This window comes from Streptosporangium sp. NPDC049078, assembly GCF_040648855.1.
Classification (GTDB): Bacteria; Actinomycetota; Actinomycetes; order Streptosporangiales; family Streptosporangiaceae; genus Streptosporangium.
In genome coordinates this window covers 41,722-67,418 of the sequence record NZ_JBEZEL010000006.1, presented here as the reverse complement: position 1 = coordinate 67,418, position 25,697 = coordinate 41,722, and the positions used below count along the sequence as shown (strand labels likewise).

Below are 25,697 nucleotides of genomic sequence, written 5' to 3'. Positions count from 1 at the left end.
TCCGCTAAGGCACCGGCCCGCTCCTCAGCCGCTCCGCAAACGCTTCGCGTGCTCCTGGAGTGACCGTACGCCGATGTCGCCACGGACGATCGCCTGGATGCCCTGTACGGCCGCGGCGAGCCCCTGGACGGTGGTGATGCAGGGGATGGCGCGCAGCACCGCGGCGGTGCGGATCTCGTAGCCGTCCAGGCGCGGCCCCGCCTGGCCTGGACTGCCGAAGGGGGTGTTGACGATGAGGTCCACCTCCCCGTCCAGGATGCGCCGGACGATCGTCTGCTCGCCTTCGGGGCCCGTCCCCTCGCTGTGCTTGCGCACGATCTTGGCATGGACACCGTTGCGGCGCAGCACTTCGGCGGTGCCCTCGGTGGCGAGGATCTCGAACCCGAGGTCGGCGAGCGCCTTGACCGGGAAGATCATGGCGCGTTTGTCGCGGTTGGCCACCGAGACGAACGCCCGTCCCTTGGTGGGCAGCGAGCCGTACGCGGCGGCCTGCGACTTGGCGTAGGCGGTGCCGAAGAACTCGTCGATGCCCATCACCTCGCCGGTGGAGCGCATCTCGGGGCTGAGCACGATGTCCACGCCGCGGAAGCGGTTGAACGGCAGCACGGCCTCCTTGACCGCGATGGGCGCGTCCAGCGGCATGGTGCCGCCGTCGCCGGTCGCGGGCAACAGGCCCTCGGCGCGCAGCTCGGCCACCGTGGCGCCCATCATCACCCTGGCCGCCGCCTTGGCCAGCGGCACCGCCGTGGCCTTGGAGACGAACGGGACGGTGCGGCTCGCGCGGGGGTTCGCCTCCAGCACGTACAGGATGTTGGCGGACATGGCGTACTGCACGTTGAGCAGGCCGCGCACGCCCACTCCCCGGGCGATCGCCTCGGTGGCGGCGCGGATGCGCTTGATGTCGTAGCCGCCCAGCGTCATCGGCGGCAGCGAGCACGCCGAGTCGCCGGAGTGGATGCCCGCCTCCTCGATGTGCTCCATCACGCCGCCGAGGTAGAGCTCCTCGCCGTCGAACAGGGCGTCGACGTCGATCTCCACGGCCTCGTCGAGGAACTTGTCCACCAGCACCGGATGGTCGCTCGCCGCGCCGGCCTTGGCCATGTAGGAGGTCAGGGTGTCGTCGTCGTAGACGATGGCCATACCGGCGCCGCCCAGCACGTAGGAGGGCCGCACCAGCACCGGGTAGCCGATCTCCGCGGCGATGGCCAGCGCCTCCTCCTCCGTCACCGCGACGCCGTGCTTGGGCGCGGGCAGGCCCGCCTCGGCCAGCACCCTGCCGAACGCGCCGCGCTCCTCGGCGAGGTGGATCGACTCGGGCGAGGTGCCGACGATCGGGACCCCGGCGTCCTTGAGCGCCTGGGCCAGGCCGAGCGGGGTCTGGCCGCCGAGCTGGACGATGACGCCCACCACCGGACCGGTCTGCTGCTCGGCGTGGACGACCTCCAGGACGTCCTCCAGGGTGAGCGGCTCGAAGTAGAGGCGGTCGGAGGTGTCGTAGTCGGTGGAGACCGTCTCGGGGTTGCAGTTGACCATGACGGTCTCGTATCCGGCCGACGACAGCTCGAAGGAGGCGTGCACGCACGCGTAGTCGAACTCGATGCCCTGGCCGATCCTGTTGGGTCCCGAGCCGAGGATGAGGACCTTGGGACGCTCCCCGTAGGGGACCTCGGTCTCCTCGTCGTAGGTGGAGTACAGGTAGGGGGTCTGGGCGGCGAACTCGGCGGCGCAGGTGTCGACGGTGTTGTAGACCGGGCGGACGCCGAGCGCGTGGCGCAGGTCGCGCACCCGCGGCTCGGTCATGTCGCACAGCTCGGCGATCTGCACGTCGCTGAACCCGTACCGCTTGGCCCCGGTCAGCACCTCGGCGGTGAGCTGTGGCGCCTCGCGCAACTCGGCGGCCATCGCGTCGATCGCGAAGAGCTGGTCCAGGAACCAGGGGTCGACGGAGGTCGCCTCCGACAGCTCCTCGATCGTGGCCCCGGCGCGGATGGCCTGCTGCATGGTGAACAGGCGCCCGTCGTGCGGGACGCGGCAGGCGGCCAGGAGCTCGTCCTTGGGGCCGGGCTCCCCCGCCCAGGTGAAGGAGGCGCCCTTCTTCTCCAGCGAGCGCAGCGCCTTCTGCAGGGCCTCGGGGAAGGACCTGCCGATCGCCATCGCCTCGCCCACCGACTTCATGTGGGTGGTGAGGGTCCGGTCTGCGCCGGTGAACTTCTCGAACGCGAACCTCGGCACCTTGACCACGACGTAGTCGAGCGAGGGCTCGAACGACGCGGGGGTCTCCTTCGTGATGTCGTTGGGGATCTCGTCCAGGGTGTAGCCGATGGCGAGCTTGGCGGCGATCTTCGCGATCGGGAAGCCGGTGGCCTTGGACGCGAGCGCCGAGGAGCGCGAGACGCGGGGGTTCATCTCGATGACGACCATGCGGCCGGTGCGCGGGTCGACGGCGAACTGGATGTTGCAGCCGCCGGTGTCGACGCCGACCTCGCGGATGACCGCGATGGCCACGTCGCGCATGTTCTGGTACTCGCGGTCGGTCAGCGTGAGCGCGGGGGCGACGGTGACGCTGTCACCGGTGTGCACGCCCATCGGGTCGATGTTCTCGATCGAGCAGACGATCACCACGTTGTCGGCCCGGTCGCGCATGACCTCCAGCTCGTACTCCTTCCAGCCGAGGATGGACTCCTCAAGGAGCACCTCGGTGGTCGGCGAGGCGTCGAGGCCCGCCCCGGCGATGCGGCGCAGCTCCTCCTCGTCGTGGGCGAAGCCGGAACCCACCCCGCCCATGGTGAAGGAGGGCCGCACCACCAGCGGGTAGCCCAGCTCGTGCGCGGCGGCCAGGCACTCGTTCATGGTGTGGCAGACGAACGAGCGCGCCGACTCGGCGTTGAGGCCGCGCTCGGCGGCGACCTTGGCCACGATGCCCTTGAAGAGCTCGCGGTTCTCGCCCGCCTGGATGGCGTCGACGTCGGCCCCGATCAGCTCGACGTCGTAGCGGTCCAGGATCCCGGCCTCGTACAGGGAGATCGCGGCGTTCAGCGCGGTCTGCCCGCCCAGGGTGGGCAGCAGCGCGTCGGGCCGCTCCTTCGCGATGATCTTCTCGACGATGTCGGGGGTGATGGGCTCGACGTAGGTGGCGTCGGCGAACTCGGGGTCGGTCATGATCGTCGCCGGGTTGCTGTTGACGAGGATCACGCGGAAGCCCTCGGCGCGCAGCACTCGGCAGGCCTGGGTGCCCGAATAGTCGAACTCGCAGGCCTGGCCGATCACGATCGGCCCTGAGCCGATCACCATGATCGACTGGATGTCCGTACGCTTAGGCACCCTTGCTTCCCTCCGTACTCATGGTCGCGCTCGGCTCCTCGCCGGCTCCGCGGACGCCTCGTCCCTCGCCGGCCACTCCGCCCGCTCGTCCCCTCGACCGCTCCGCACTCATGGTCGCGCTCGGCTCCTCGCCGGCCGTTCGCCGTCCGCCCGCCATCAACGCGCAGAAGTCGTCGAACAGGCCGGCCGAGTCGTGCGGGCCCGCCGCCGCCTCGGGGTGGTACTGGACGCTGAACGCCGGGCGGTCGAGCAGCCGCAGCCCCTCGACGCAGTCGTCGTTGAGGTTGACGTGGCTGACCTCCGCCGGCCCGTACGGCGTGTCGAACACGCCCTCCAGCGGTGCGCGTACCGCGAAGCCGTGGTTGTGCGCGGAGATCTCCACCTTGCCGGTGCCCCGGTGCTGCACCGGCTGGTTGACGCCCCGGTGGCCGTAGCGCAGCTTGTAGGTGCCCAGCCCGAGCGCCCGTCCGAAGAGCTGGTTGCCGAAGCAGATGCCGAAGAACGGCACGCCCGCGTCGAGGACGCCGCGAAGCGCCTCGACCTGGCCGTCGGCGGTGGCGGGGTCGCCGGGACCGTTGGAGAAGAACACCCCGTCGGGACCGATCGCGAGGATCTCCTCGGCGGTGACGGAGGCGGGCAGCACGTGCACCTCGCAGCCGCGCTCGGCCATCCGGTGCGGCGTCATCGCCTTGATGCCGAGGTCGACGGCGGCCACGGTGAACCGCTTGGGACCGATCGCGGGCACGACGTACGGCTTCGGGGTGGAGACCTCGCCCGCCAGGTCGGCGCCCTCCATCGCGGGGCTGCCCAGCACCCGCTCCAGCAGCTCCTCGACCGGCGCCAGGGCCTTGCCGGAGAAGACCCCGGCCCGCATCGCCCCCCGCTCCCGCAGGTGGCGGGTGAGGGCGCGGGTGCCGGTGATGGCGATGCCGACGACGCCCTGCTCCTTGAGGTAGTCGTCCAGGGAACGGTTGGAGCGCCAGTTGGAGGCCACCCGGGCGGGCTCGCGGACCACGTATCCGGCCACCCACACCCTCGACGACTCCGGGTCCTCGTCGTTGACCCCGGTGTTCCCGATGTGGGGCGCGGTCATCGCGACGATCTGGCGGTGGTACGACGGGTCGGTCAGCGTCTCCTGGTAACCGGTCATCCCGGTGTTGAAGACCATCTCGCCGAAGGTCTCGCCCTCGGCGCCGTAGGGGGTCCCGTGGAAGACGCGCCCGTCTTCCAGGACTAGCACTGCGGTCACTCACACACCCCGATCATCTCGGTTACAGCTCCGCGAAGTATGAAATATCCGGCACGTTGGGTCGCCGCCCCGCCGCCGGAAGGGACACCCTCGTGTCCTCGGGAGGAACCCCCACGCCTCGGCGAGGGAGAGGAGAGGCCGTCGGGGGCGGCGCCCGCGACAGTCCGGGCTCGGCGGACGAGGCCCCTCACGTGAGCTTTCCGTCCAGGACGGTCGGCCGGCCGCGCAGGAGGGTCGCCACGACACGGCCCGGCAGGGTGAGGCCCTCGTAGGGCGTGTTACGGCTTTTTGAAGCGTAGCCCCCGGGGTCGACCACGGCGCGCACCGACGGGTCGTAGAGGGTGATGTTGGCCGGGGCCCCGACCTCGATCGGCCGCCCCTGGCCCTGGAGCCTGCCGATCCTGGCGGGGGCGACGGACATGCGCTCGGCGACACCCGCCCAGTCGAGCAGACCCGTGTCCACCATCGCCTCCTGAACCACCGCCAGCGCCGTCTCCAGGCCGATCATGCCCATCGCCGCGGCGGCCCACTCGGTCTCCTTGTCCTCGACCGGGTGCGGGGCGTGGTCGGTGGCCACGCAGTCGATCGTGCCGTCGGCCAGGGCCTCGCGCAGCGCCTCGACGTCCTCGCGCGTGCGCAGCGGCGGGTTCACCTTGTAGATCGGGTTGTAGGAGCCGACCGGGGAGTCCTCGACGAGGTCGTCGGTGAGCAGCAGGTGGTGCGGGGTCACCTCGGCGGTGACGTCCCAGCCCTTGGACTTGGCCCAGCGGATGATCTCCACGGAACCGGCCGTGGAGACGTGGCAGATGTGCAGGCGCGAGCCGACATGGGCGGCGAGCAGGCAGTCGCGGGCGATGATCGCCTCCTCGGCGACCGCGGGCCACCCGGTGAGGCCGAGCCGCCCCGAGACCGCGCCCTCGTTCATCTGCGCGCCCGCGGTCAGGCGCGGCTCCTGGGCGTGCTGGGCGACGACGCCGTCGAACGCCTTGACGTACTCCAGGGCGCGGCGCATGAGCACCGCGTCGGAGACGCACCTGCCGTCGTCGGAGAAGACCCTGACCCGCGCGGTGGAGTCGGCCATCGCGCCGAGCTCGGCGAGGCGCTCGCCGCCCAGGCCGACGGTGACGGCGCCGACGGGGTGCACGTCGCAGTGGCCCGCCTCCTGCCCCAGGCGCCAGACCTGCTCGACGACGCCGGCCGTGTCGGCGACCGGCTCGGTGTTGGCCATGGCGTGTACGGCGGTGTAGCCGCCGAGGGCGGCGGCGCGGGTGCCGGTGTCGACGGTCTCCGCGTCCTCGCGGCCCGGCTCGCGCAGGTGGGTGTGCAGGTCGACCAGGCCGGGCAGGGCGATCAGCCCTTCCGCCTCCACGACCTCGCCGCCGGACAGTCCCCGGCCGATCTCCACCAGCAGGCCGTCGCGGACCAGGATGTCGACCGGCTCACCGCCGAGGATCCTGGCGCCCCTGATGACGATGCCGTCACGCGTGGCCCCGATGCGGTCGTTCATCAGATCTCTCCTCGGAGGTCGGCGCCGCCAAGCAGCAGGTACAGGACGGCCATGCGTGCGGTCACACCGTTGGCGACCTGCTCGACGATCGTCGAGCGCGGCGAGTCGGCCACCTCGGCCGCGATCTCCATGCCCCGGTTCATCGGGCCGGGGTGCATCACGATGGCGTGTTCGGGCATCTTGGCGACGCGGTCGCGGTCGAGCCCGTAACGGCGGCTGTACTCCCGCTCGGTGGGGAAGAACGCCGCGTTCATGCGCTCGCGCTGCACGCGCAGCATCATCACCACGTCGGACTTGGGCAGCACCGCGTCGAGGTCGTAGGAGACCTCGCACGGCCAGGAGCCGACCTGGACCGGGAACAGGGTCGGCGGGGCGACCAGGGTCACCTCGGCGCCGAGCGTGGCCAGCAGCAGCACGTTGGAGCGGGCCACCCTGCTGTGCAGAACGTCGCCGACGATGGTGACCCTCCTGCCGTCCAGCGGGCCCAGGCGGCGGCGCATGGTGAAGGCGTCGAGCAGGGCCTGGGTGGGGTGCTCGTGGGTGCCGTCCCCGGCGTTGACGACGCTGCCGCGCACCCAGCCGGCCAGCCGGTGCGGCGCGCCCGAGGCGCCGTGGCGGATGACGACGGCGTCGGCGCCCATCGCCTCCAGGGTGAGCGCGGTGTCCTTGAGCGACTCGCCCTTGGAGACGCTGGAGCCCTTGGCGGAGAAGTTGATGACGTCGGCCGACAGTCGCTTGGCGGCGGCCTCGAAGGAGATCCTGGTCCGGGTGGAGTCCTCGAAGAAGAGGTTCACCACCGTGCGGCCCCGCAGGGTGGGGAGCTTCTTGATGGAACGTTCCGAGATCTTCGCCAGCTCGTCGGCGGTGTCCAGGATGAGCAGGGCGTCGTCGCGGGTCAGGTCGGCCGCGGAGATCAGGTGGCGTTTCATCGCTCGTCCCCCTTCAGCAGCAGGACCGCGTCGCTGCCGTCGTTCTCCTCCAGGTAGACCTTGACGATCTCGGACTTCGACGTCGGCAGGTTCTTGCCCACGTAGTCGGGGCGGATGGGCAGCTCGCGATGACCCCGGTCGACCAGGGCGGCGAGTTGCACGGCCTGCGGGCGGCCCAGGTCGTTGAGCGCGTCGAGCGCGGCGCGGACGGTGCGGCCCGAGTAGAGGACGTCGTCGACGAGGACGACCACCCTGCCGTCGATGCCGTCGGCGGGCAGCTCGGTGCGGCCGAGCGCGCGGGCGGGCCGCAGCCGGAGGTCGTCGCGGTACATCGTGACGTCGAGGGAGCCCACCGGGACCGAGCGGCCCTCGAACTGCTTGATGTGGGCGGCCAGCCGGCGGGCCAGGTGGACGCCGCGGGTGGGAATGCCCAGCAGGACGACGTTCTCACCGCCCTTGGTCCGCTCAAGGATCTCGTGGGAGATGCGGATGAGGGCCCGGTTGATGTCGGGCTGTTCGAGGACGGCGCGGGCGCCGCCCTGTGCGTGCGGCAGCGCACGCGAAATGGCCTCTGCCAAGGAGGAACACCACCTTTCCCGCCTCACGGGACGGGTCTTAAAGGAAGTCAACGACCTCAAGGTACCAGCTCGGTGACGGTTCGCCCGAACAGGGGTCCGCTTCGCGAACAGCGCGGGTCCGGCTCGACAATCTTCTCAAAAGTGAATAAATATCACGATCTTCGCTGACTTCCCCTTGGTCTTCCGGGTATGCGCTTTACATCCGCACCAAGGCGAAGCATGACGACCACCTCCCGGACACCTCCCGGACGCGGCGTCCCGGCGTGCCCGCCCCCGGCCACTCCCGTCAACCAGCCGCTAAGGAAGAGAAATGACCTTTCACGTCGACTCCGAGGTCGGCCGGCTCCACCAGGTCCTGCTGCACAGGCCGGAACTCGCCCTGAAACGGCTCACGCCGTCGAACAAGGACGACTTCCTCTTCGACGACGTGCTGTGGGTGCAGCGTGCCGTGGAGGAGCACGAGGAGTGGCAGAGGCTTCTGGTCGACCAGGGCGTCACCGTCCACATGCTCTCCGACCTGCTCCACGAGACGGTCGAGATCCCCGAGGCGCGCAAGCACATCCTGGACGGCATCGCCGACGAGCGTTACTTCGGCCCGATGGCCGTCGACGCCATCCGCAACGCGCTCGACTCGATGGACTCCGTCACGCTCAAGCGCTATCTCACCGGAGGCATCACCAAGCGCGAGCTGGTGGAGCTGGGCACCGACCCCAAGAGCCTCGCCTTCCACACGCTCAGGCCGGACGACTTCGTCCTGCCCCCGCTGCCCAATCACCTGTTCACCCGCGACACCTCCTGCTGGATCTACGACGGCGTCTCGATCAACGCGATGAGGAAGAAGGCACGCCGCCGCGAGACCCTCAACATGGAGGCGATCTACCGCTACCACCCGGCCTTCGCGTCCGGCTACGACCGTCCGGAGGAGGGCGGCTACAACGTCTGGATGCCGGGTACCCCCGCGGCTCCCGCCACCATCGAGGGCGGCGACGTGCTCGTCATCGGCCGGGGCGCGGTGCTGGTGGGCATCAGCGAGCGTACGCAGCCCCAGGCGGTCGAGATGCTCGCGCGAAGCCTGTTCAGGCGAGGTGCCGCGACGAGAATCGTCGCGCTGGACATGCCGAAGGCACGGGCCTTCATGCACCTGGACACGGTCATGACCAACGTGGACGTCGGCGTCTTCACCAAGTTCGCGGGACTGGGCATGCTGCCCTCCTACACGGTCGAACCCGGCGACAACGAGAAGGAACTCAAGATCACCGACCATCCCCCCGAGGACATGCACCGGGCCATCGCCCGGGCGATCGGGCTGGACGACATCAAGGTCCTCAGCGCGACGCAGGACGTGTACTCCTCCGAGCGGGAGCAGTGGGACGACGGCTGCAACGTGCTCGCCCTGCGTCCCGGCGTGGTGGTGGCCTACGAGCGCAACACCACCACCAACAACCACCTGCGCGAGAACGGGATCGAGGTCATCACGATCCGGGGCAGCGAGCTCGGCCGGGGCCGGGGCGGCCCGCGCTGCATGAGCTGCCCGCTCGAACGCGAGGGCATCTGACCCTCCCGCGCGGGAAGCCGGGGACGGCGCTCGCGGGCCCGCGATCGGCACGCGGGCACGCCGCGGGCCGCCGTCTCCGGCGGACGGGACCGTCGCACCGGGTATTCCCCGGAGGGAGCGTCGTTCAAGATCATACGCCCGTCGCCACCCCCCGCGACGCCGCTGCCGCAAGCCATCCATAAGATGCGGGAATCAAGCGAAAGTACCGAAAAAATCGGAGTTTCCGTCATGTCGGGTAGGACAAGTGCGGCGTTTGACGCGGACCCCACCGGATCGGATTCGACATCTTTTTTCCAATCAGCTTGACCTTAGGCGCCCACAGCTTTACCGTCACTGTCCGTAACCACACCTCGTGGCGTTATCGGGTGAACCCTGACGCACCGGTCACCGAAGGTGCCAGCCTCAGGCACCAACCCGGTGAACGGGGCATAAGTTGCGAGGTAGCACAATCAAGTTGAGAGCACTACATAACAGAGCCGGGGGGCCACACCATGCCGTCTGAGTACGCCAAGTCACTGGGTGCAAGACTCCGTGCCATTCGCACCCAGCAGGGCCTGTCCCTGCACGGAGTCGAAGAGAAGTCCCGGGGACGCTGGAAGGCGGTCGTCGTGGGCTCCTACGAGCGTGGCGACCGTGCCGTCACCGTGCAGAAGCTTGCCGAACTGGCTGATTTCTACGGGGTGCCGGTCTCGGAGTTGCTGCCGGGGGGTTCGGCTCCGAGCCCTCTTGGCCCGACACCGAAGCTTGTGATCGACCTTGAGCGTCTCGCCCAGCTCCCCAAGGAGAAGGCGGGCGCGCTCGCCCGTTACGCGGCCACCATCCAGAGCCAGCGTGGCGACTACAACGGCAAGGTGCTGTCCATCCGCCAGGAGGACCTCCGCTCCCTCGCCGTGATCTATGACAAGTCCCCCAGTGAGCTCACCGAGGAGCTCATCGGCTGGGGTGTCCTGGACCCGGAGGCCCGCCGAGCCGTCGAAGCCTTCTGACGACCCCTGACCGGTCGTGGGTGCGCCGCAACCGGCGTACCCACCCCGCAGAGCTCCTCGTTCTCAGCAGAACCTGTCCTTAGTTCCGCCCCGGGCTACAGCCATTGTGGTAGGAAAAGGCAGACACGCATTTAGCGAGGTGTGGTGGACATGGCCAGGGAGGATGATCGGATCGATCACTCTCGATCGACCTCCGAGACCCGTCTCCGCACCGCCCCGGCGCAGCCGCGATCGACCAGGAGGCGTGCCTTCCCGCGGCTGCTGAGCTCGATCGGCACCAACCGCACCCAGAGCACCCTGAAGCTTCTGCCGTTCGTCGTGATGGCCGTGGTGGCCGCGATCGACTTCGGCACCGGACCCACGTCCGGCCTCCTGCCGCTGCTCGCCCTCGGCCCGGCCTTCGCCAGCGTGGCCTGCGACCTGACCCGCACCACGGTGGTCGGCGTCGTCGCCCTGGCGCTGTGCTTCGCGCTCGGCCTCTACAACGACATCCTCTCGTCCCGCATCAACATCACCCTCATCGCCATCCTCGGCGTCACCGTGGCCAGTGTGCTGGCCAGCGCCGGACGGCAGCGCCACGAACGCCAGCTCGCCGACGTGCGCTCGGTGGCCGAGGCCGCCCAGCGGGTGTTGCTGCGCCCGGTGCCCCGCCGCGCGGGACCCGGCATCGGCGTGGCCGTCTCGTACACCTCCGCCACGGCGGAGGCCAGGATCGGCGGCGACCTGTACGAGGTCGTCACCACCCCGCACGGGGTGCGGATCATCGTGGGAGACGTCCAGGGCAAGGGCCTGGAGGCCGTGGAGACGGCCGCGGTCGCGCTCGGGGCCTTCCGTGAGGCGGCCCACGACGAGAGGACGCTCCAGGGCGTCGTGGGCCGCCTGGAGAACGCCCTGACCCGCGAGCTGTCCGGCGAGCAGTTCGTGACCGCCGTGCTGGCCGAGATCAGCGGCGATTCCACCATCACCGTCATCAACTGCGGCCACCCGGCGCCCCTGGTGCTCGACGCCGACGGCGGGGTCTGGTTCGCCGACCCCCCGGACGAGGCGCTCCCGCTGGGCATGAGCGCCCTCAAGGCCGTCGAGCCGCGGCCGCACCACATCCCCTTCGAGCCCGGCGACCAGGTCCTCTTCTACACCGACGGGGTCATCGAGGCACGCGACGACGCGGGCGAGTTCTATCCGCTGCTGGAGCGGGCGCACCTGCTGGAGGGCGACGATCCCCAGGGCTCGCTGGACGCCCTGCGCGCCGACCTGCTCGGCCACGTGGGCAGGCCGCTGAGCGACGACGCCGCGATGCTCCTGCTGCGCCAGCGCGCCGCCCGCCAGAACTCCACGGCGGCGTGAGGAAGAGCGCCGACAGGGCCCCGAGCGGGAACGGCGGCGCGAAACCGGCTTCACGGCGGCGTGAGAGAACACCGGCAGCGGCTTCACGGCGGCGTGAGAGAACACCGGCAGCGGCTTCACGGCGGCGTGAGAGAACACCGGCGCGAGAAAAGCCTGGGAGAACGACGAGGCGCGAGGGGACGACGGCACGAGAACGTCCCCGTACGCCCTGCGCCCGCCAGCGGGACCGGCGGAGGCGAGACGTACGGGGACGCCGCCGATGAGCTCGGGCGGCCGCTCCCGGGTGGAGGGCCGCTCCCGCTCTAACCGGCTAGCGGGATCCGGCCCGGGAGCATGGGCTGGCTCGGGACACCGAGCAGCTTCTCCACGGTGCTGACGAACCGCTCAGCCTCGGAGATGAGCTCCTCGGCGTCTCGCGAGGACACCGTGCGGGTCAGGCCCGCCTCGGCGGCGGCTCGCTTGGCCGCGCTCGTCTCGAAGTAGGGTGCCCACTCGGCCAGGCGGGGCTCGGCCTCGGGCAGCAGCTCCCAGGCGCTGCGCAGCCTGCGCCTGCGCCCCTGCATCGGACGGGGACGGGCCGCCAGGACGGCGGCTGCCGCCCTGAGCGCGGCGAGGTGGGCCGCGACGTAACGCGCGGCGGAGGTCCGGGCGGCGGCGGCCTCTTCGAGGCAGTCGCGCGCGTCTGAGAGGTGTGCCCGCACCGTGGGGGACAGCCGGGGCCCACCGGAATCGCCGAGCCGAGGGGTCATAGCGCTTCAGCCTCCTTGGTCGCAAGCGGCTCCGGCGTTTTCGCCGGTGGTATCACATTCGCAGACCCCACCGACAAATCCGCCGGACGGCCGGACGAGGAGCTTCCCCTCTCCCCGTCCGCCCTGACCTGGTCCGATCGTCTCCGCCGACGACATGGACCCGATCGGCCGCTCTTGGAACACGAGCCGCGAGCCCCGTGTCATCACATCGAACATAAATTCGATCACTAATACTGTCAAGTAAAACGACGAACAAAGGTTCGATCTTCGGGTCCCTGGAGCACGCGAAAAGGGCCCCGGGAGATCACCGTCTCCCGGGGCCCCTGCTCTCGACCGGCGCGGGCACGACCGGCGGATCGCGTTCCGCCGGCTCGTCCCTACCGGACGAACCTGCCTCGGACGTGCACCGGCACCCCCGTACCGAGCAGCCCGGGAAGGACCTCCGCCACGTGCATCGGCAGTCGTACACAACCGTGGGAGGCGGGCGCCAGCGGCACCGACAGCGCGCCGTGGAAGGCGATGCCCCCGTTGAAGAAGATCGGGTTGTAGAGCTGGCCCAGGTAGGACTTGTGCCAGCCGTCCCTGCGCCAGGTGGTCTTGTAGTCGCCGGTCGGCGTGCGCGCGTCGCCGCAGAACCGCTGGGTCCTGCCCTCCCAGGTGGCCGTCTCGCAGTAGGCGATCCCGCTGCCGGAGGAGGTGTGGCTGATCAGCTTCACCGTGCCGTTCACGTAGAGGACCATCACCTGCTTGGCGAGGTTGACCTCCACCCGGGTCGGCTTGCCGTTGGGGACGAGCACCTTCGGCGCCAGGGGAGCCTCCAGAGCGTCCCAGGTCCTGCGTGCCACGGTACTGGTCGGCGAGATGCCGTTCACCTTCTGGAAGGCCCAGATCGCCGTCAGGGTCGCCCCGCCGTAGCGGCCGTCGATCCTGCCCGGGGCGTAGCCGAGCTCGGCCAGCCGGGTCTGGAGCACCTTCACCGCGGCGCCCTTCGCACCGAGTTTGAGCGTTTTGCCGGGCGCGACGAACGAGGACACGCCCGTCACCCCCGCCGTGACGGCCGGGGAACCCGACGTCCCCGCCGCCGCGGCGCCGGCGGGAAGGGCGACGCCCACGAAAGACACGGAAGAGAGGAGCACGGCCCCCGCCGTCATCAGCGCGGCCACTCCCGGCCGCAGTCCAACCCCCACTTTCGATCAACTCCTCATATCACTATGGATCGGGTCAAGGGACCATAGCGCACGGTTTCCCTGTGCAGACGGCCGGTCATGAAACGGCAATCAACGGTCAATCTGTTTAGAGTGGCCGCGTGCCAGAAAAGTTGCATCCGAACATCGAGAAGGTCGCCGCCGTCCTGCGCGAGCACGGCGTCCCCGGCGAGATCGTCATCTTCGCGGAGGCCACCCCCACCGCCGCCACCGCGGCCGCGCAGCTGGGCTGCGAGGTCGGCGCCATCGCCAACAGCCTGATATTCGACGCCGACGGTGAGCCGCTCCTGGTGCTGACCAGCGGCGCCCACCGCGTCGACACCGACCTGATCGCCAGGACGGCCGGAGCGGCGAAGGTGAAGCGCGCCGCCCCCGCCTTCGTGCGGGCGGCCACCGGCCAGGTCATCGGCGGCGTCGCCCCGATCGGCCACCCCGCCCCGGTCAGAACCCTGGTCGACACCTGGCTGGCCAAGCACGAGGTCGTCTGGGCCGCGGCCGGCCACCCGCACACCGTCTTCCCGACCTCCTTCGACGAGCTCGTCCGCATCACCGGCGGGGTGCCCGTCGAGGTCGAATAACGGCTTCGCGCGGCTTTCGAACTCGGTGCCCACGGGCTCCGTGCCCACCGCCGGGCCTGCGCGCCCACGACCCGGCGAGCTCGTACGCGCGACACGACCGGTCCCACACCGAACGGGCCGCGGGCGAGCACGCCGGCGCTTCGTGCGCACGACGCTCGCGACCGCGCCCGGGAGCCGCACGGCTCCCGGGCGCGGTCGCGAGAAGCCGGTCAGGCCCTTCGTGACCGGGTCGGCAGGCGGGTGGGAAAGGCCGGGAAACTCCCTGGTGAGCGCCGGATGCCCCTCCCTCGCCACACGGTGACCCGTGCCACGGCCACCCTGCTAGGGTGCGACGCGTGATCGGACTGCGACGGATCGGCCCCGACGAGTTCACGCTCCGGCTGGACGCGGTCCTCGGCGTCTACACCGAGGCGATGAACCCTCCGGCCGACCAGATCGCCGGCCGCAGGCTCATCATGGGAAACCACGCCACCCATCCCGCCTTCACCTGCCTGTTCGCCGAGCTCCCCGACGGCACTCCTGTGGGCATCGCCTACGGCTTCCACGGGGTTCCCGGGCAGTGGTGGCACGACGTGGTCAGGCGAGCCCTCGCGGACGAGTACGGAGAGGGCGGCGCCCACGACTGGCTGGGCGACGCGCTGGAGCTCGCCGAGATCCACGTCCACCCCGACTACCAGGGCAAGGGCATCGGCCGGGCGATGATCACGGGGATGTGCGCGGGCCGCCTGGAGCGCACCGCCGTGCTGTCGACCCGCGACCGGCCCACCGCGGCACGCCACCTCTATCGCAGTATCGGCTTCGTGGACCTGCTCACGCAGTTCGTCTTCCCCGGTGGGCACGAGCGCTACGCGATCCTCGGGACTCCCCTGCCGCTGGGCGGCTGAGCCGTCCCGAAGGATCCGCGGTCTCAGGTCGGCAGCGGGGCGATCTCCGGCGTGTGGTCGAGCGCCTGGAAGACCTCCCGGGTCGCGCTCGAGCGGTTGAAGGTGATGAAGTGGATGCCCGGCGCGCCCTCGTCGAGCAGGGTCTGGCAGAGCTCGGCGGCGTGTTCGATGCCGAGGCTGCGCACCGCGGCCGGGTCGTCGGCGACGGCCGCGAACCTCTCGGCCACCTCCGGCGGGAACGGCGCGCCGGAGAGCTGCTCGGACCTGGCGATGGTGCTCATCTGCGTGACGGGCATGATGCCGGGGATGATCGGCGTGTCACAGCCGGCTGCGGCCACCCGGTCACGCAACCGCAGGTAGTCCTCGGCACGAAAGAACATCTGGGTGATCGCGTAGTCGGCGCCCGCACGGCACTTGCGCACGAAGTAGTCGGTGTCGGACTCGATCGAGGCCGACCGGGGGTGCTTGTACGGGAAGGCGGCCACGCCCACGCAGAAGTCGCCGGACTGCCGGATGAGCCGGACCAGCTCCTCGGCGTACAGGACGCCCTCGGGGTGGCGCACCCACTCGCCCGTCACGTCGCCGGGCGGGTCGCCCCGCACGGCAAGGATGTTGCGCACGCCCGCTCCCGCGAAGCGGCCGATCAGATGGCGCAGCTCGCGGACGGAGTGGTTGACGGCGGTGAAGTGGGCGACCGGGGTGAGCGTGGTCTCGTGGGCGATCCGCTCGACGATGTCGACCGTGCGGTCTCGGGTGCTGCCGCCGGCGCCGTAGGTGACGGACACGAAGGTGGGGTGCAGCGACTCCAGCTCACGGACGGCGCGCCAGAGCTGACGCTCCCCCTCGTCGGTCTTCGGGGGGGAGAACTCGAAGGAGAACGAGCGGGCACCGGCAGCGAGGAGTTCGCGGACGGTGGCGACACGATCAGGAAGGACAGACGCGCGACCCAGAGCCATGGGGTCAAGGATACTTGCCCGGCCGCTCGGCCGCCCGACCAGATCATCTTCGCCGGGCGTGGCGCGAACTTGTCACAATTAGCACGTAAACCACCACCCCTCTAGATCGAAATGTCCCCTTGGACCGTTAATCTCATTACCTGACCTCCTCACGCCGTCAAAGCCGGGGGATTCCAATTTTCATAGATTGGGTTCCCTGCCTCATGCTCAGTCGCAAGGAACCCGGAGGTGTCGTGCCCCACACCGGCTCCACAGGCGTTCCACCTCTCCGCCGGACCGGCGGAGAGGATCTTGTCCATCATGCGTACGGTGGTCGGGGTGTCATCACCGCCGGTCACGACGCCGGGATGCACGGCGCCGTACCGCGTTTTCCCCCCAGAGCTGAAGCCCAGGGTCTCCACACTGGAGGTATTCGATGATCACTTCTGCAGCCGCGTTGGACATGATCCGGTCCGAGGTGGATCGTTCTCTTCGGCGATTCGTCGAACAACAGCGCCCACAGGTCAGCGCTCCGGAGCTGGCGCCGCTCATCTCGGCGGCCGAGGATTTCCTCGCGGGCGGCAAGCGGCTGCGCCCCGCCTTCTGCTACTGGGGCTGGCACGGTGCGGGCGGGGGCGAGGAGCCCGCCATCTTCTCCGCCGCGGCCTCGCTCGAGCTGCTCCAGGCCAGCGCTCTGGTGCACGACGACGTGATGGACGCCAGCGATCTGCGCCGGGGCATGCCCTCGGCGCACCGCAGGTTCGAGGACCTGCACAGGAAGGCCCGCTGGCACGGTTCGGCCGAGCAGTTCGGCGAGGGGGCCGCCATCCTGCTGGGCAACCTGATGCTCATCTGGTCCGGTGAGATGTGGCGCAACAGCGGCCTGCCGGCCGCCTCCCTCGCGGCGGCGCAGAAGGTCCACGACGACATGCGCACCGAGCTGATGTGCGGTCAGTACTTCGACCTGCTGGAGCAGGCGCACGGCGAGGGCACCTTCGAAAGCGCGCTGCGGGTCGCCCTCTTCAAGAGCGGCAAGTATTCCGTGGAGCAGCCGCTCAGGCTCGGCCTGGTGCTGGCGGCCCGGGGCAGGGAGCCCTGGATCGACCGGCTCTGCGAGGAGTACGGGCAGTCGGTGGGCATCGCCTTCCAGCTGCGCGACGACATCCTCGGCGTGTTCGGCGACCCGGACGAGACCGGCAAACCGGCCGGCGACGATCTTCGCGAGGGCAAGCGGACGATGCTCATCGCCCGCACGCTCGCCGTGGCCTCGGAGTCCCAGGCCCAGGTGGTGCGCACCACGCTCGGCGACCCGGGCCTGGACGAGACGGGGATCGACCGGCTGCGCCAGATCATCGAGGAGACGGGGGCTCTCGTGGCGTGCGAGGACCTGATCAAGGGGTATCTGGAGAACGCCCTCGGTTCGCTGGAGGGCGCACCGATCCTCCCCGAGGCCCGCGCGGCCCTGGCCGACCTCGCGGTGGCCGCCACCTCCCGGCGGACCTGACCGTACCCGGCACATGACGGAGCGGCACATGGCGGAACGGCTCACGACGGGACGGCCCGCGGCGTGGTCGCCCACGACGGAGCGGCGCCCGGCAGAGCCGGCTCCCGACGGGCGGCGAACAGGACCGGGCCGACGATCAAGGCGATCCGCCCGCCCGTGGGCACGGGCCCGCCGAGCGGCGAACCACCGGGGCGGCGGAAACCTCAGGCGGGGGCGTCCAGCCTCCGCCTGAACTCCGCCGCCGCCGCCTTGGGGTCGTCGGCCTCGGTGATCGCCCGGACGACCACGACCCTGCGCACGCCGTACGACATGACCTCCTCCAGGTTGGCGAGGTCGATGCCGCCGATGCCGAACCACGGCCGGTCGGTCTCCAGGGCCGCGGCGTGCCTGAGCAGGCCGGGGCCCGGGGCGGACCTTCCCGGTTTGGTAGGGGTCGGCCAGATCGGGCCGCAGCAGAAGTAGTCGACTCCGGGCTCGACGGCCGCGGCGGACGCCTCCTCGGGGGCGTGAGTGGAACGCCCGATGAGGATGTCGTCGCCGAGCATGTCGCGCGCGACCCGCACCGGCAGATCATCCTGGCCGAGGTGGAGCACGTCGGGACGGATCGCGTACGCGATGTCGGCCCTGTCGTTCACCGCCAGGAGGGCGCCGTGCCGGTCGCAGGCCTCGCGGAAGACGGCGAGGAGGTCGAGCTCCTCGCGCGCCTCAAGGCCCTTCTCGCGCAGCTGCACGATGTCGACCCCGCCCGCGAGGGCGGCGTCGAGGAAGTCCGCGAGGTCTCCCCGGTCTCGGCGCCCGTCCGTGCAGAGATACAGGCGGGCGTCAGAAACCGAGGGCTTGGGCACGTCTCTTCACCTCGGTGTGGCGGCCCGCCACGATCGCGTCCACCGGTGAGCCCGGCAGCGTGTCGTCGGGGGTGAAAAGCCAGCGAAGGGATTCGACGTCGTCGTATCCGGCGTCCAGGAGCACCGTGAGGGTCCCGGGAAGGCCCTTGATCACTTCTCCGTCGACGAGGAACACGGCGGGGACCTGTGGCTCTCCACCGCCCCTGCGCACTCCGATGAGCTTACGGTCCTTGAGAAGTTGCTTGGCGCGACCGGCGCTCAGGTTGAGCCTTCTGGCCACCTCGGTCAGGGTGAGCCACTCGCCCACCAGCTGGTCGGTTTCCCGGTCGATCTGCGCAACAGAAAGCGTCACGAATCCACCACTACCACATCGAGCCCTTCGCCAAACACCCGGCGGCGAGGTTACGCCACCGTACAATCGCGCAACGCTATCGCAGGGTCGGTGAGGCGATCGACGTCGAGGCGCTGGCCGCCCTCGATGAGGCGGCGCCCCTGGACCAGATCGCGGGGGCGGTTGACCGAGAGCACCGCGGTGAGCCGGTCGTCCTCGGTCACCCAGCAGATCGCCCACCTGGGCTTTCCCTCGGCCGCAGGGTCGCCGCGCAGGACGAGCCGGGCACCGTCGTGGTGGCCGGCGTACTGGACCATGTGGCCGAACTGCTCGGACCAGAAATAGGGGACCGGGTCGTAGACCGCGGCGTCGCCGAGGAGTGTGGCCACCGCGACGTCCGGGGCGCCCAGGGCGGTGTCCCAGTGCTCGACGCGCAGGCGGATGCCGTAGCGGCGCGACCACCAGGCGGCGCAGTCACCCACCGCGACCACGTCGGGCAGCGAGGTGCGCAGGTGCTCGTCGGTGACCACGCCGTTGTCGAGCCTGATGCCGGATCCGGCCAGCCACTCGGTCGCGGGCCGCACGCCCACGCCGGTGACGACCACGTCGGCCTCCAGCGCGGAGCCGTCCGCCAGGGTGAGCCCTCCGTGGTCGACGGAGGCGACCATGGTGCCCAGGCGCAGGTCGACGCCCGCCTCGGCGTACCAGGGGGTGGTGTACGCGCCGACCTGGCCGAGCGCGGCGGCCAGCGGGGTGCGGGCGGCCTCGACGACGGTCACGGCACAGCCCGCCCTGCGGGCGGCGGTCGCCACCTCCGCGCCGATCCAGCCCGCGCCGATGACGGCGACCCTGACTCCCTCGCCGAGCAGGGAGCGCAGCCGGAGCGCGTCGTCGATGGTGCGCACCACGTGCTGGGGGCCGTCCCCGCGCAGCCTGATCGGGCGGGCACCGGTCGCGACGACCAGGCCGTCGTAGGCGATCTCGCCCTCGGTGGTCTCCACCACACCGGGATGGAGCCCCTTGGCCGACACGCCCGCGCGAAAGTCGATCTCAAGCGCGTCGAGGTCGGAGTCGACGACCGTGGAATCGGTCTCGCCGAGCAGCACTCCCTTGGACAGGGGCGGGCGGTCGTAGGGCCGGTGCCGTTCCTCCCCGATCAGGGTGATCCTGCCGCCGAACCCACGGGCTCGTAACGCCTCCACGCTGCGCACACCGGCGAGGCCGGCTCCAACCACCACGACATGATTCACACTTCCCGACGATAAGCGGGAACCCCGTACTCCTACCAACGGTCGTTGATAACGAAAACGGGATTTACCTCACATCTAACGCGCTAAGCGTGTTGTCCCAGCCCTTAGGGTGAGAGGAGAAGACGCGCGGGAGCCCGGAACGCACCGGGCTGAGAGGAGGGCTGCGGACGAGGAAGGACCCCCTGCGAGCTGGTGATGTGCGAGGAGGAACGCCCCGCACGGCACGGCGAGCGAGGTCCGGAGACGACCGCGAGCGGGCCCTCGACCGCCACGAACCTGATCCGGGTCATGCCGGCGAAGGGAGCGGAGCACGTATGGCGGACCATCTCGACCTCCTCGTCGTGGGCGGCGGCGTGATCGGCCTGTCGGTGGCGTGGCGCGCCGCCGTCCGGGGCCACAGAGTGATGGTCGCCGACCCCGCGCCGGCCTCCGGCGCCTCGCACGCGGCGGCGGGCATGCTGGCCCCGGTGAGCGAGGTCACCTACACCGAGGAGCCGCTGCTGCGGCTTGGGCTCGCCTCACTGAAGCGCTGGCCCGCCTTCGCCGCCGAGCTGGCGGACGCGAGCGGGCACGACCTCGACTACCGCACCGACGGCACGCTCGACGTCGCCTTCGGCTCCGACGACCTGGCGGCGTTGGACGACCTCGCCGCCTTCGTCTCCAAGCTGGGGCTGCCCGCCGAACGGCTCACCGGCCGCGAGTGCCGCCGCCTGGAGCCCATGCTCGCCCCCGCGGTCCGCGGTGGCCTGCTGGCCGACGGCGACGCCTGGGTGGACCCCAGGCGGGTCACCGCGGCACTCCTCGCGGCCCTGGAGCGCGCGGGCGGCACCCTGGTACGCGCCCGCGCGGCCGAGCTGATCACCGCCTCGGGAAGGGCCACCGGGGTACGCCTCTCGACCGGCGAGAGTGTCGGGGCCGACCTGGTGGTCCTCGCCGCCGGAGCCTGGTCGGGCTCCCTGGAGGGGGTGCCCCCGGAGGCGCTGCCCCCGGTACGGCCGGTCAAGGGCCAGATCATGCGACTGCGCTCCCCCTCGCCGATCCTGCGGCGGTGCGTACGCGGGGTCGTTCACGGCTCACACGTCTACCTGGTTCCGCGCGGCGACGGCGAGACGGTCCTCGGCGCCACCCAGGAGGAGATGGGCTTCGACACCCGCGTCACGGCCGGTGGGCTGTGGGAGCTGCTGCGCGACGCGCGGGAGCTCGTCCCCGGGGTGACCGAGCTGGAGGTGGCCGAGATGACCGCGGGCATGCGTCCGGGCACCCCGGACAACCTGCCGTTGATCGGCGCCACGATCGTGCCCGGTCTCCACCTGGCCACCGGGCATCACCGGGGCGGGGTCCTGCTCGCGCCGCTCACCGCCGACCTCTGCTCGCAGGAGGCGGGCGAGGCGGACGCCGGGCTCTCCGCGATCTGCTCGCCGCTCCGCTTCGGTGATCGCGATGCTCAGGACCGCCACCGGGAACGCCGGGAACAGCGGGAACATCAGGAACATCAGGAACATCAGGAACACCGCCTCGGAGAGCACCACCGGAGGCACGACTCCCGGGAACTCGATTCCCCAGAACCTTCGCCACGGGAGCACCGCCTCCGCGACCACACACCGCAGGAGTACAGATGAACGTGACCATCAACGGCGCCGCGCACGAGTTGCCCTCGGGCGCGACCGTCGCGCAGGCCGTACGGCGGCTGACCGAGGTGCGGAACGGGGTGGCCGTCGCGGTGAACGACGAGGTCGTCTCGCGCGGCGCCTGGGATTCCACGGCGCTCGCGGAGGCCGACCGGGTCGAGGTGCTCACCGCGGTCCAGGGAGGCTGACCGATGACGACGGACGCGAGAGGGACCGACCGGTCGATGACGGACGCCGGGGAGGCCGACCGGCCGACGGCGAAGGCGAGAGGGGGCGACAGGGTGACGACGGACGCGAGGGAGGCCGACAGGTTGACGGCGGACCCGGTGGACGACCTGGTCATCGGCGGGGAGAAGTTCTCCTCCCGCCTCATCATGGGCACCGGGGGCGCCCCGTCCCTGGAGATCCTCGACCAGGCGCTCGCCGCCTCCGGGACCGAGCTGACCACCGTCGCGATGCGGCGGCTCGACCCGTCCGCGCGGGGTTCGGTGCTCGACGTGCTGCGACGGCGCGGCATCAAGGTGCTGCCGAACACCGCGGGTTGCTTCACCGCCGGTGAGGCCGTGCTGACCGCCAGGCTCGCCAGGGAGGCGCTGGAGACCGACTGGGTCAAGCTGGAGGTCATCGCCGACGAGCGCACCCTGCTGCCCGACCCCATCGAGACCTTCGACGCGGCGGAGCGGCTGGTCGCCGACGGGTTCACGGTGCTGCCCTACATCGGCGACGATCCCGTACTGGCACGCAGACTGGAGCAGGCGGGCTGCGCGGCGGTGATGCCGCTGGGTGCGCCGATCGGCTCGGGACTCGGCATCCGCAACCCGCACAACATCGAGCTGATCGTGGAGTTCGCGAGCGTGCCGGTGATCCTGGACGCCGGGATCGGCACGGCCAGCGACGCGGCACTCGCCATGGAGCTCGGCTGCGACGCGGTCCTGCTGGCCACGGCGGTCACCCGGGCACAGCGTCCCGACCTGATGGCCCAGGCGATGCGCTCGGCCGTCTGCGCAGGCCGGTTCGCGCGTATGGCCGGGCGGATACCCCGGCGTCGCTACGCGGAAGCCTCCTCTCCCTCGATCGACAGGCCGCCGACGGTCCATCGATAGAAAACCACCACGTCTCGGCATCGGTTTGGGATTCGGGGATCCTGTCGGCGCCAAATCGCCCGTAAACTCGGCCACGTGGACACGACGCTTACGGACCCCCTGGTCGGGAAACTCCTCGACGGGCGTTACCGCGTCGAGTCCCGGATCGCCCGGGGCGGAATGGCGACCGTCTATCTGGCCCTGGACGTCCGGCTCGACCGCACGGTCGCCGTCAAGGTGATGCACCGCTCGCTCGCCGAGGACCCCGCCTTCGTGCGTCGCTTCATCGGCGAGGCCAAGTCGGTGGCCAGCCTGTCGCACCCCAACGTGGTGCACGTGTTCGACCAGGGCACCGACGGCGACAACGTCTACCTCTCGATGGAGTACGTGCCGGGCCGGACCCTGCGCGACGTGCTCCGTGCCCGGGGCAGGCTGCCCGCCCGCGAGGCGCTGGAGGTCATGATCCCGGTCCTCGCCGCGCTGGGCGCCGCCCACCAGTCCGGCCTGATCCACCGGGACGTCAAGCCGGAGAACGTGCTGCTCGCCGACGACGGCCGGGTCAAGGTCGTCGACTTCGGCCTGGCCCGCGCGATCGAGGCGAGCAACCAGACGCGCACCGGTGTCATGATCGGCACCATCGGCTACATGTCGCCCGAGCAGGTGACCGCGGGAGGCGCCGACGCCCGCAGCGACGTCTACGCGGCCGGCATCATGCTGTTCGAGCTTCTGACCGGCCGCCAGCCCTACGAGGGCGAGACCCCGATGTCGGTCGCCTACCGGCACGTGCACGACACGGTTCCCGTGCCCTCGGCACTGCTGCCCGGCTCTCCCCCGCTGCTCGACACCCTGGTGGCGAAGGCGACGGCCCGCGATCCCGCGAACCGCCCCGTGGACGCCACCGCGCTGCTCGTCGCCGCCGTCGAGGCCCACCGGATGCTGCCCAGGGAGAGCGGCCCGGTGCCGTCCCTGCCCGCCGGCCCGCCGCACGGCCCCGAGACGGCGGCGCCCACGCCCCCCGCCCCGGCCAACCACACGCTGATCCAGCCTCGCGTGGAGTTGCCCACCGGCCCGGCCGACGGCCACCACACGACCGCTCCCAAGGCACGCGGGAGGTCCGGCGCCCGCTGGTTCCTGATCGGGCTCGCCGCGGTCATGGTGATCGCGGTGGGGGTGACCGGCTGGCTGTTCTCGCAGAACACCTCCATCGTGGTGCCCTCCACCCTGGTGGGCAAGAACATCACGGCCGCCACCGGCGAGGCCAAGCAGCGCGGCTTCACCGTCGAGACCGGCAAGGCCGAGCACGACGAGAAGGCCCCGAAGGGGACCGTGCTGCGCACCGAGCCCGTGGCCGGCACCGAGGCCGAGCCGGGGAGCAAGCTGATCCTCATCGCCTCGGCCGGCCCCAAGCGGGTCGCGGTGCCCAATGTGGTGGGGATGACCGAAGCGCAGGCCAGGAGCAGGCTGGCCGAATCCTCACTCCTCGTCGACGACGTCAAGAAGCAGCAAAGCGAGACCGTGCCGCGCGGCCAGGTGATGCGGACCGTCCCCGCCGTGGGAAACCCGGTCAGGGAGAACAGCAAGGTCGACCTGATCGTGAGCGCGGGTCTGCTCATGCCGGACGTGAGGGGCATGCCCCGCGACCAGGCCGACGGGGTGCTGCGCGGGGCGGGGTTCGCTCCCGAGTTCGTCGAGCAGACCGACTCGGCCCAGCCGTGCACCGTCATCGCCCAGGACCCGCAGCCCAAGGCCGAGATCGACAAGGGCGCCGTGGTCCGGCTCACCCTGTCGCAGTGCGCCAGCGAGTGGCGCTGGCCCTGGGAGCGCGACGGCGAGGTCCCGCCCGGGGACAACGGAGAGGGCGGCGGCAACGTCGTGGTGGTCCCGAACATCGTCTTCAAGGACTACCGGGCGGCGAGAGACGAGCTGCGCGCCGCGGGGGTCACGGTGAAGATGAAGCGCACCCTGGGCAAGGGCAGGGTGCTGGCCCAGATCCCGCCGGGCGGCCAGGCGGTCCCGCCCGGCACCCAGGTCACCATCTGGTACTGACCCGGTACGGCCCCCGCGAAGGAGGCCGTACCGGCGTGGTGCGGGCCGGGGTCGCCGCCGTCGCCGGGGCCGCGTCAGCTCTCGGTCTCGGTGAGGAAGCCGTGCAGGCGGACCCTGGCCAGGCCGCCGTCCGGATAGATGTCCACCCTGGCGTACGTGGCCGCGGGCGCGTCGCGGATGCGGAAGCGGTGCCGGGTGTCGGGCAGCAGGCGGGTCCTGGGCAGCAGCGGGAACCAGGTGGTGCCGTCCGCGGTGCCCGTGACGGAGACCTCGGCGGGGGCGTTGAACACCAGGTTGGTGGTGTCGATCTCGGCGAGGCCGACGACACCGGAGCCCGCCAGGCGGATCACCAGCCAGTCGTTGCCGCCGTCGCGGCGGCGCGCGGTCTCCCAGCCCTCGGCCTGGTGACGGGCGAGACCCGGTGAGATGGCGTTGTTGGGCGAGGAGTAGAACTCGTTGGAGCAGGCGGTGACGAGCGCGCCGTTCTCCAGGGCGGCCAGGTCCAGGCCGAGTCCTTCGTACAGGGACAGGTCGGGCCTGACCTCGCCGTGCACTCGCAGGCGGGCGATGCCCCCGTCGGGAAACATGTTCAGCCGCACGTGCGTGTAGCGGCGCTCGCCGGACACCGCGAAGAGGTGCTCGGCGTCCCCCTTGAGACCGCTTCTGGGAACGATCTCCACCCAGTCGGCCGCCTCCAGCTCGGCGACCGTCGGGTAGCCCTCGACCTCGACGGCCTCGACGGAGGCGTACGGCGGGTAGTTGCCCTTGAACCAGGCGGTGTCGATCACCACGCCCCTCACCACGCCGGGCATGCCGAGCCTGACCAGGGCCCAGTCGTGGCCGGGCTCGCGTCGCCTGCGGGTCTCCCAGCCGTCGTAGACCTGGCCCTTGGCTCCGAAGGTGTGCGGCATGAAGCCGGGACGACCCGGCCTGATGAGGCTCTCCCTCTCGGCGAAGGACTCGTCGTTGGCCGCGACGACCGCGCCGCCGAGGGTGCGCAGGGCGAGGTCGGGCAGCGCGGTGAATCCGGCCGCGTCGGTCGCGTCGGTCGCGTTGGCCGGTTCGGCCGCGTCGGTCGGCTTGGTCGCGTCGGTCGGTTCGGTCGCGTCGGTCGCGTCGGTCGGTTCGGTCGGTTCGGTCAAGGAGAGGGCCTTTCTCACGGTGAACCGGCCGGGCCGCCGTGGCGGTCCC

The 25,697-nt window shown here is 70.8% G+C and carries 22 protein-coding genes; 10 read left to right on the top strand and 12 right to left on the bottom strand.

The features are described from left to right. Window positions 1-24: 24 nt before the first annotated feature. From carB to pyrR, 5 genes are all read right to left on the bottom strand, one after another. Window positions 25-3,321: a carbamoyl-phosphate synthase large subunit gene (gene carB, locus AB0B90_RS11515; protein ID WP_350948040.1), complete on the bottom strand. Its 3,297-nt coding sequence runs from the start codon at window positions 3,319-3,321 to the stop codon at window positions 25-27. Next, window positions 3,314-4,570, bottom strand: coding sequence for a glutamine-hydrolyzing carbamoyl-phosphate synthase small subunit (carA, locus tag AB0B90_RS11510; RefSeq protein WP_362922283.1), 1,257 nt, complete (start codon window positions 4,568-4,570; stop codon window positions 3,314-3,316). Before carA ends, carB begins: the two co-directional genes overlap by 8 nt. Before the next feature lie 187 nt (window positions 4,571-4,757). Next, window positions 4,758-6,077, bottom strand: coding sequence for a dihydroorotase (locus AB0B90_RS11505; protein ID WP_362922281.1), 1,320 nt, complete (start codon window positions 6,075-6,077; stop codon window positions 4,758-4,760). Continuing rightward, window positions 6,077-7,006: an aspartate carbamoyltransferase catalytic subunit gene (locus AB0B90_RS11500; protein WP_350948037.1), complete on the bottom strand. Its 930-nt coding sequence runs from the start codon at window positions 7,004-7,006 to the stop codon at window positions 6,077-6,079. Before AB0B90_RS11500 ends, AB0B90_RS11505 begins: the two co-directional genes overlap by 1 nt. Further along, window positions 7,003-7,584, bottom strand: a complete 582-nt coding sequence (pyrR, locus tag AB0B90_RS11495) for a bifunctional pyr operon transcriptional regulator/uracil phosphoribosyltransferase PyrR (RefSeq protein ID WP_350948036.1) — start codon at window positions 7,582-7,584, stop codon at window positions 7,003-7,005. Before pyrR ends, AB0B90_RS11500 begins: the two co-directional genes overlap by 4 nt. Before the next feature lie 310 nt (window positions 7,585-7,894). On the opposite strand from pyrR, the gene AB0B90_RS11490 reads away from it, so the two are divergent. The 3 genes from AB0B90_RS11490 (at window position 7,895) to AB0B90_RS11480 (ending at window position 11,469) form a co-directional block, all read left to right on the top strand. Continuing rightward, window positions 7,895-9,139, top strand: coding sequence for an arginine deiminase (locus AB0B90_RS11490; RefSeq protein ID WP_350948035.1), 1,245 nt, complete (start codon window positions 7,895-7,897; stop codon window positions 9,137-9,139). 491 nt (window positions 9,140-9,630) lie between these two features. After that, the gene (locus AB0B90_RS11485) at window positions 9,631-10,125 is read left to right on the top strand and encodes a transcriptional regulator (RefSeq protein WP_350948034.1); all 495 of its coding nucleotides are present in this window, start codon (window positions 9,631-9,633) and stop codon (window positions 10,123-10,125) included. Between the two features lie 150 nt (window positions 10,126-10,275). Further along, window positions 10,276-11,469 (top strand): PP2C family protein-serine/threonine phosphatase, encoded by a 1,194-nt coding sequence (locus AB0B90_RS11480; RefSeq protein ID WP_350948033.1) that lies wholly within the window; start codon window positions 10,276-10,278, stop codon window positions 11,467-11,469. A gap of 302 nt (window positions 11,470-11,771) precedes the next feature. On the opposite strand, the gene AB0B90_RS11475 is transcribed toward AB0B90_RS11480, so the two are convergent. Beyond that, complete coding sequence (locus tag AB0B90_RS11475) at window positions 11,772-12,218, bottom strand: SAV_6107 family HEPN domain-containing protein (RefSeq protein ID WP_350948032.1); 447 nt, start codon at window positions 12,216-12,218, stop codon at window positions 11,772-11,774. A gap of 377 nt (window positions 12,219-12,595) precedes the next feature. Further along, complete coding sequence (locus AB0B90_RS11470) at window positions 12,596-13,405, bottom strand: L,D-transpeptidase family protein (protein ID WP_350948031.1); 810 nt, start codon at window positions 13,403-13,405, stop codon at window positions 12,596-12,598. Between the two features lie 119 nt (window positions 13,406-13,524). On the opposite strand from AB0B90_RS11470, the gene AB0B90_RS11465 reads away from it, so the two are divergent. Next, window positions 13,525-14,001, top strand: coding sequence for a YbaK/EbsC family protein (locus tag AB0B90_RS11465; protein ID WP_350948030.1), 477 nt, complete (start codon window positions 13,525-13,527; stop codon window positions 13,999-14,001). 335 nt (window positions 14,002-14,336) lie between these two features. Further along, entirely contained in the window at window positions 14,337-14,885 is a 549-nt protein-coding gene (locus AB0B90_RS11460) for a GNAT family N-acetyltransferase (protein WP_362895575.1), read from the top strand. A gap of 23 nt (window positions 14,886-14,908) precedes the next feature. Here AB0B90_RS11460 and metF read toward each other — a convergent pair whose 3' ends face one another. After that, on the bottom strand, window positions 14,909-15,841 hold the full coding sequence (gene metF, locus AB0B90_RS11455) for a methylenetetrahydrofolate reductase [NAD(P)H] (protein WP_350948028.1): 933 nt from the start codon (window positions 15,839-15,841) through the stop codon (window positions 14,909-14,911). 415 nt (window positions 15,842-16,256) lie between these two features. On the opposite strand from metF, the gene AB0B90_RS11450 reads away from it, so the two are divergent. Beyond that, window positions 16,257-17,324, top strand: coding sequence for a polyprenyl synthetase family protein (locus AB0B90_RS11450; RefSeq protein WP_350948027.1), 1,068 nt, complete (start codon window positions 16,257-16,259; stop codon window positions 17,322-17,324). Between the two features lie 203 nt (window positions 17,325-17,527). On the opposite strand, the gene thiE is transcribed toward AB0B90_RS11450, so the two are convergent. From thiE to AB0B90_RS11435, 3 genes are read right to left on the bottom strand one after another with little or no spacing between them, the layout of a single operon-like run. After that, complete coding sequence (thiE, locus tag AB0B90_RS11445; RefSeq protein ID WP_350948026.1) at window positions 17,528-18,169, bottom strand: thiamine phosphate synthase; 642 nt, start codon at window positions 18,167-18,169, stop codon at window positions 17,528-17,530. Then, window positions 18,147-18,521, bottom strand: a complete 375-nt coding sequence (locus AB0B90_RS11440; RefSeq protein WP_350948025.1) for an Rv2175c family DNA-binding protein — start codon at window positions 18,519-18,521, stop codon at window positions 18,147-18,149. Before AB0B90_RS11440 ends, thiE begins: the two co-directional genes overlap by 23 nt. A 50-nt stretch (window positions 18,522-18,571) precedes the next feature. After that, a complete protein-coding gene (locus AB0B90_RS11435; RefSeq protein ID WP_350948024.1) occupies window positions 18,572-19,750 on the bottom strand; it encodes an FAD-dependent oxidoreductase in 1,179 nt (392 codons plus the stop codon). Window positions 19,751-20,064: 314 nt separating this feature from the next. Here AB0B90_RS11435 and thiO point away from each other — a divergent pair, with 314 nt between their 5' ends. The 4 genes from thiO to pknB all read left to right on the top strand — a co-directional run bounded on the left by thiO (window position 20,065) and on the right by pknB (window position 24,506). Beyond that, window positions 20,065-21,369 carry a glycine oxidase ThiO gene (gene thiO, locus AB0B90_RS11430; RefSeq protein ID WP_362922277.1) on the top strand — a complete coding sequence of 435 codons (1,305 nt, stop codon included), beginning with the start codon at window positions 20,065-20,067 and terminating at the stop codon, window positions 21,367-21,369. Beyond that, window positions 21,366-21,566 (top strand): sulfur carrier protein ThiS, encoded by a 201-nt coding sequence (thiS, locus tag AB0B90_RS11425; protein WP_350948022.1) that lies wholly within the window; start codon window positions 21,366-21,368, stop codon window positions 21,564-21,566. The genes thiO and thiS overlap by 4 nt, the downstream gene beginning before the upstream one ends. 3 nt (window positions 21,567-21,569) lie before the next feature. Then, on the top strand, window positions 21,570-22,481 hold the full coding sequence (locus AB0B90_RS11420; RefSeq protein ID WP_350948021.1) for a thiazole synthase: 912 nt from the start codon (window positions 21,570-21,572) through the stop codon (window positions 22,479-22,481). Between the two features lie 75 nt (window positions 22,482-22,556). Further along, window positions 22,557-24,506 (top strand): Stk1 family PASTA domain-containing Ser/Thr kinase, encoded by a 1,950-nt coding sequence (gene pknB / locus AB0B90_RS11415; protein ID WP_362922274.1) that lies wholly within the window; start codon window positions 22,557-22,559, stop codon window positions 24,504-24,506. Window positions 24,507-24,580: 74 nt separating this feature from the next. Here pknB and alc read toward each other — a convergent pair whose 3' ends face one another. After that, window positions 24,581-25,648: an allantoicase gene (gene alc / locus AB0B90_RS11410; protein WP_362922272.1), complete on the bottom strand. Its 1,068-nt coding sequence runs from the start codon at window positions 25,646-25,648 to the stop codon at window positions 24,581-24,583. Between the last annotated feature and the right edge of the window lie 49 nt (window positions 25,649-25,697).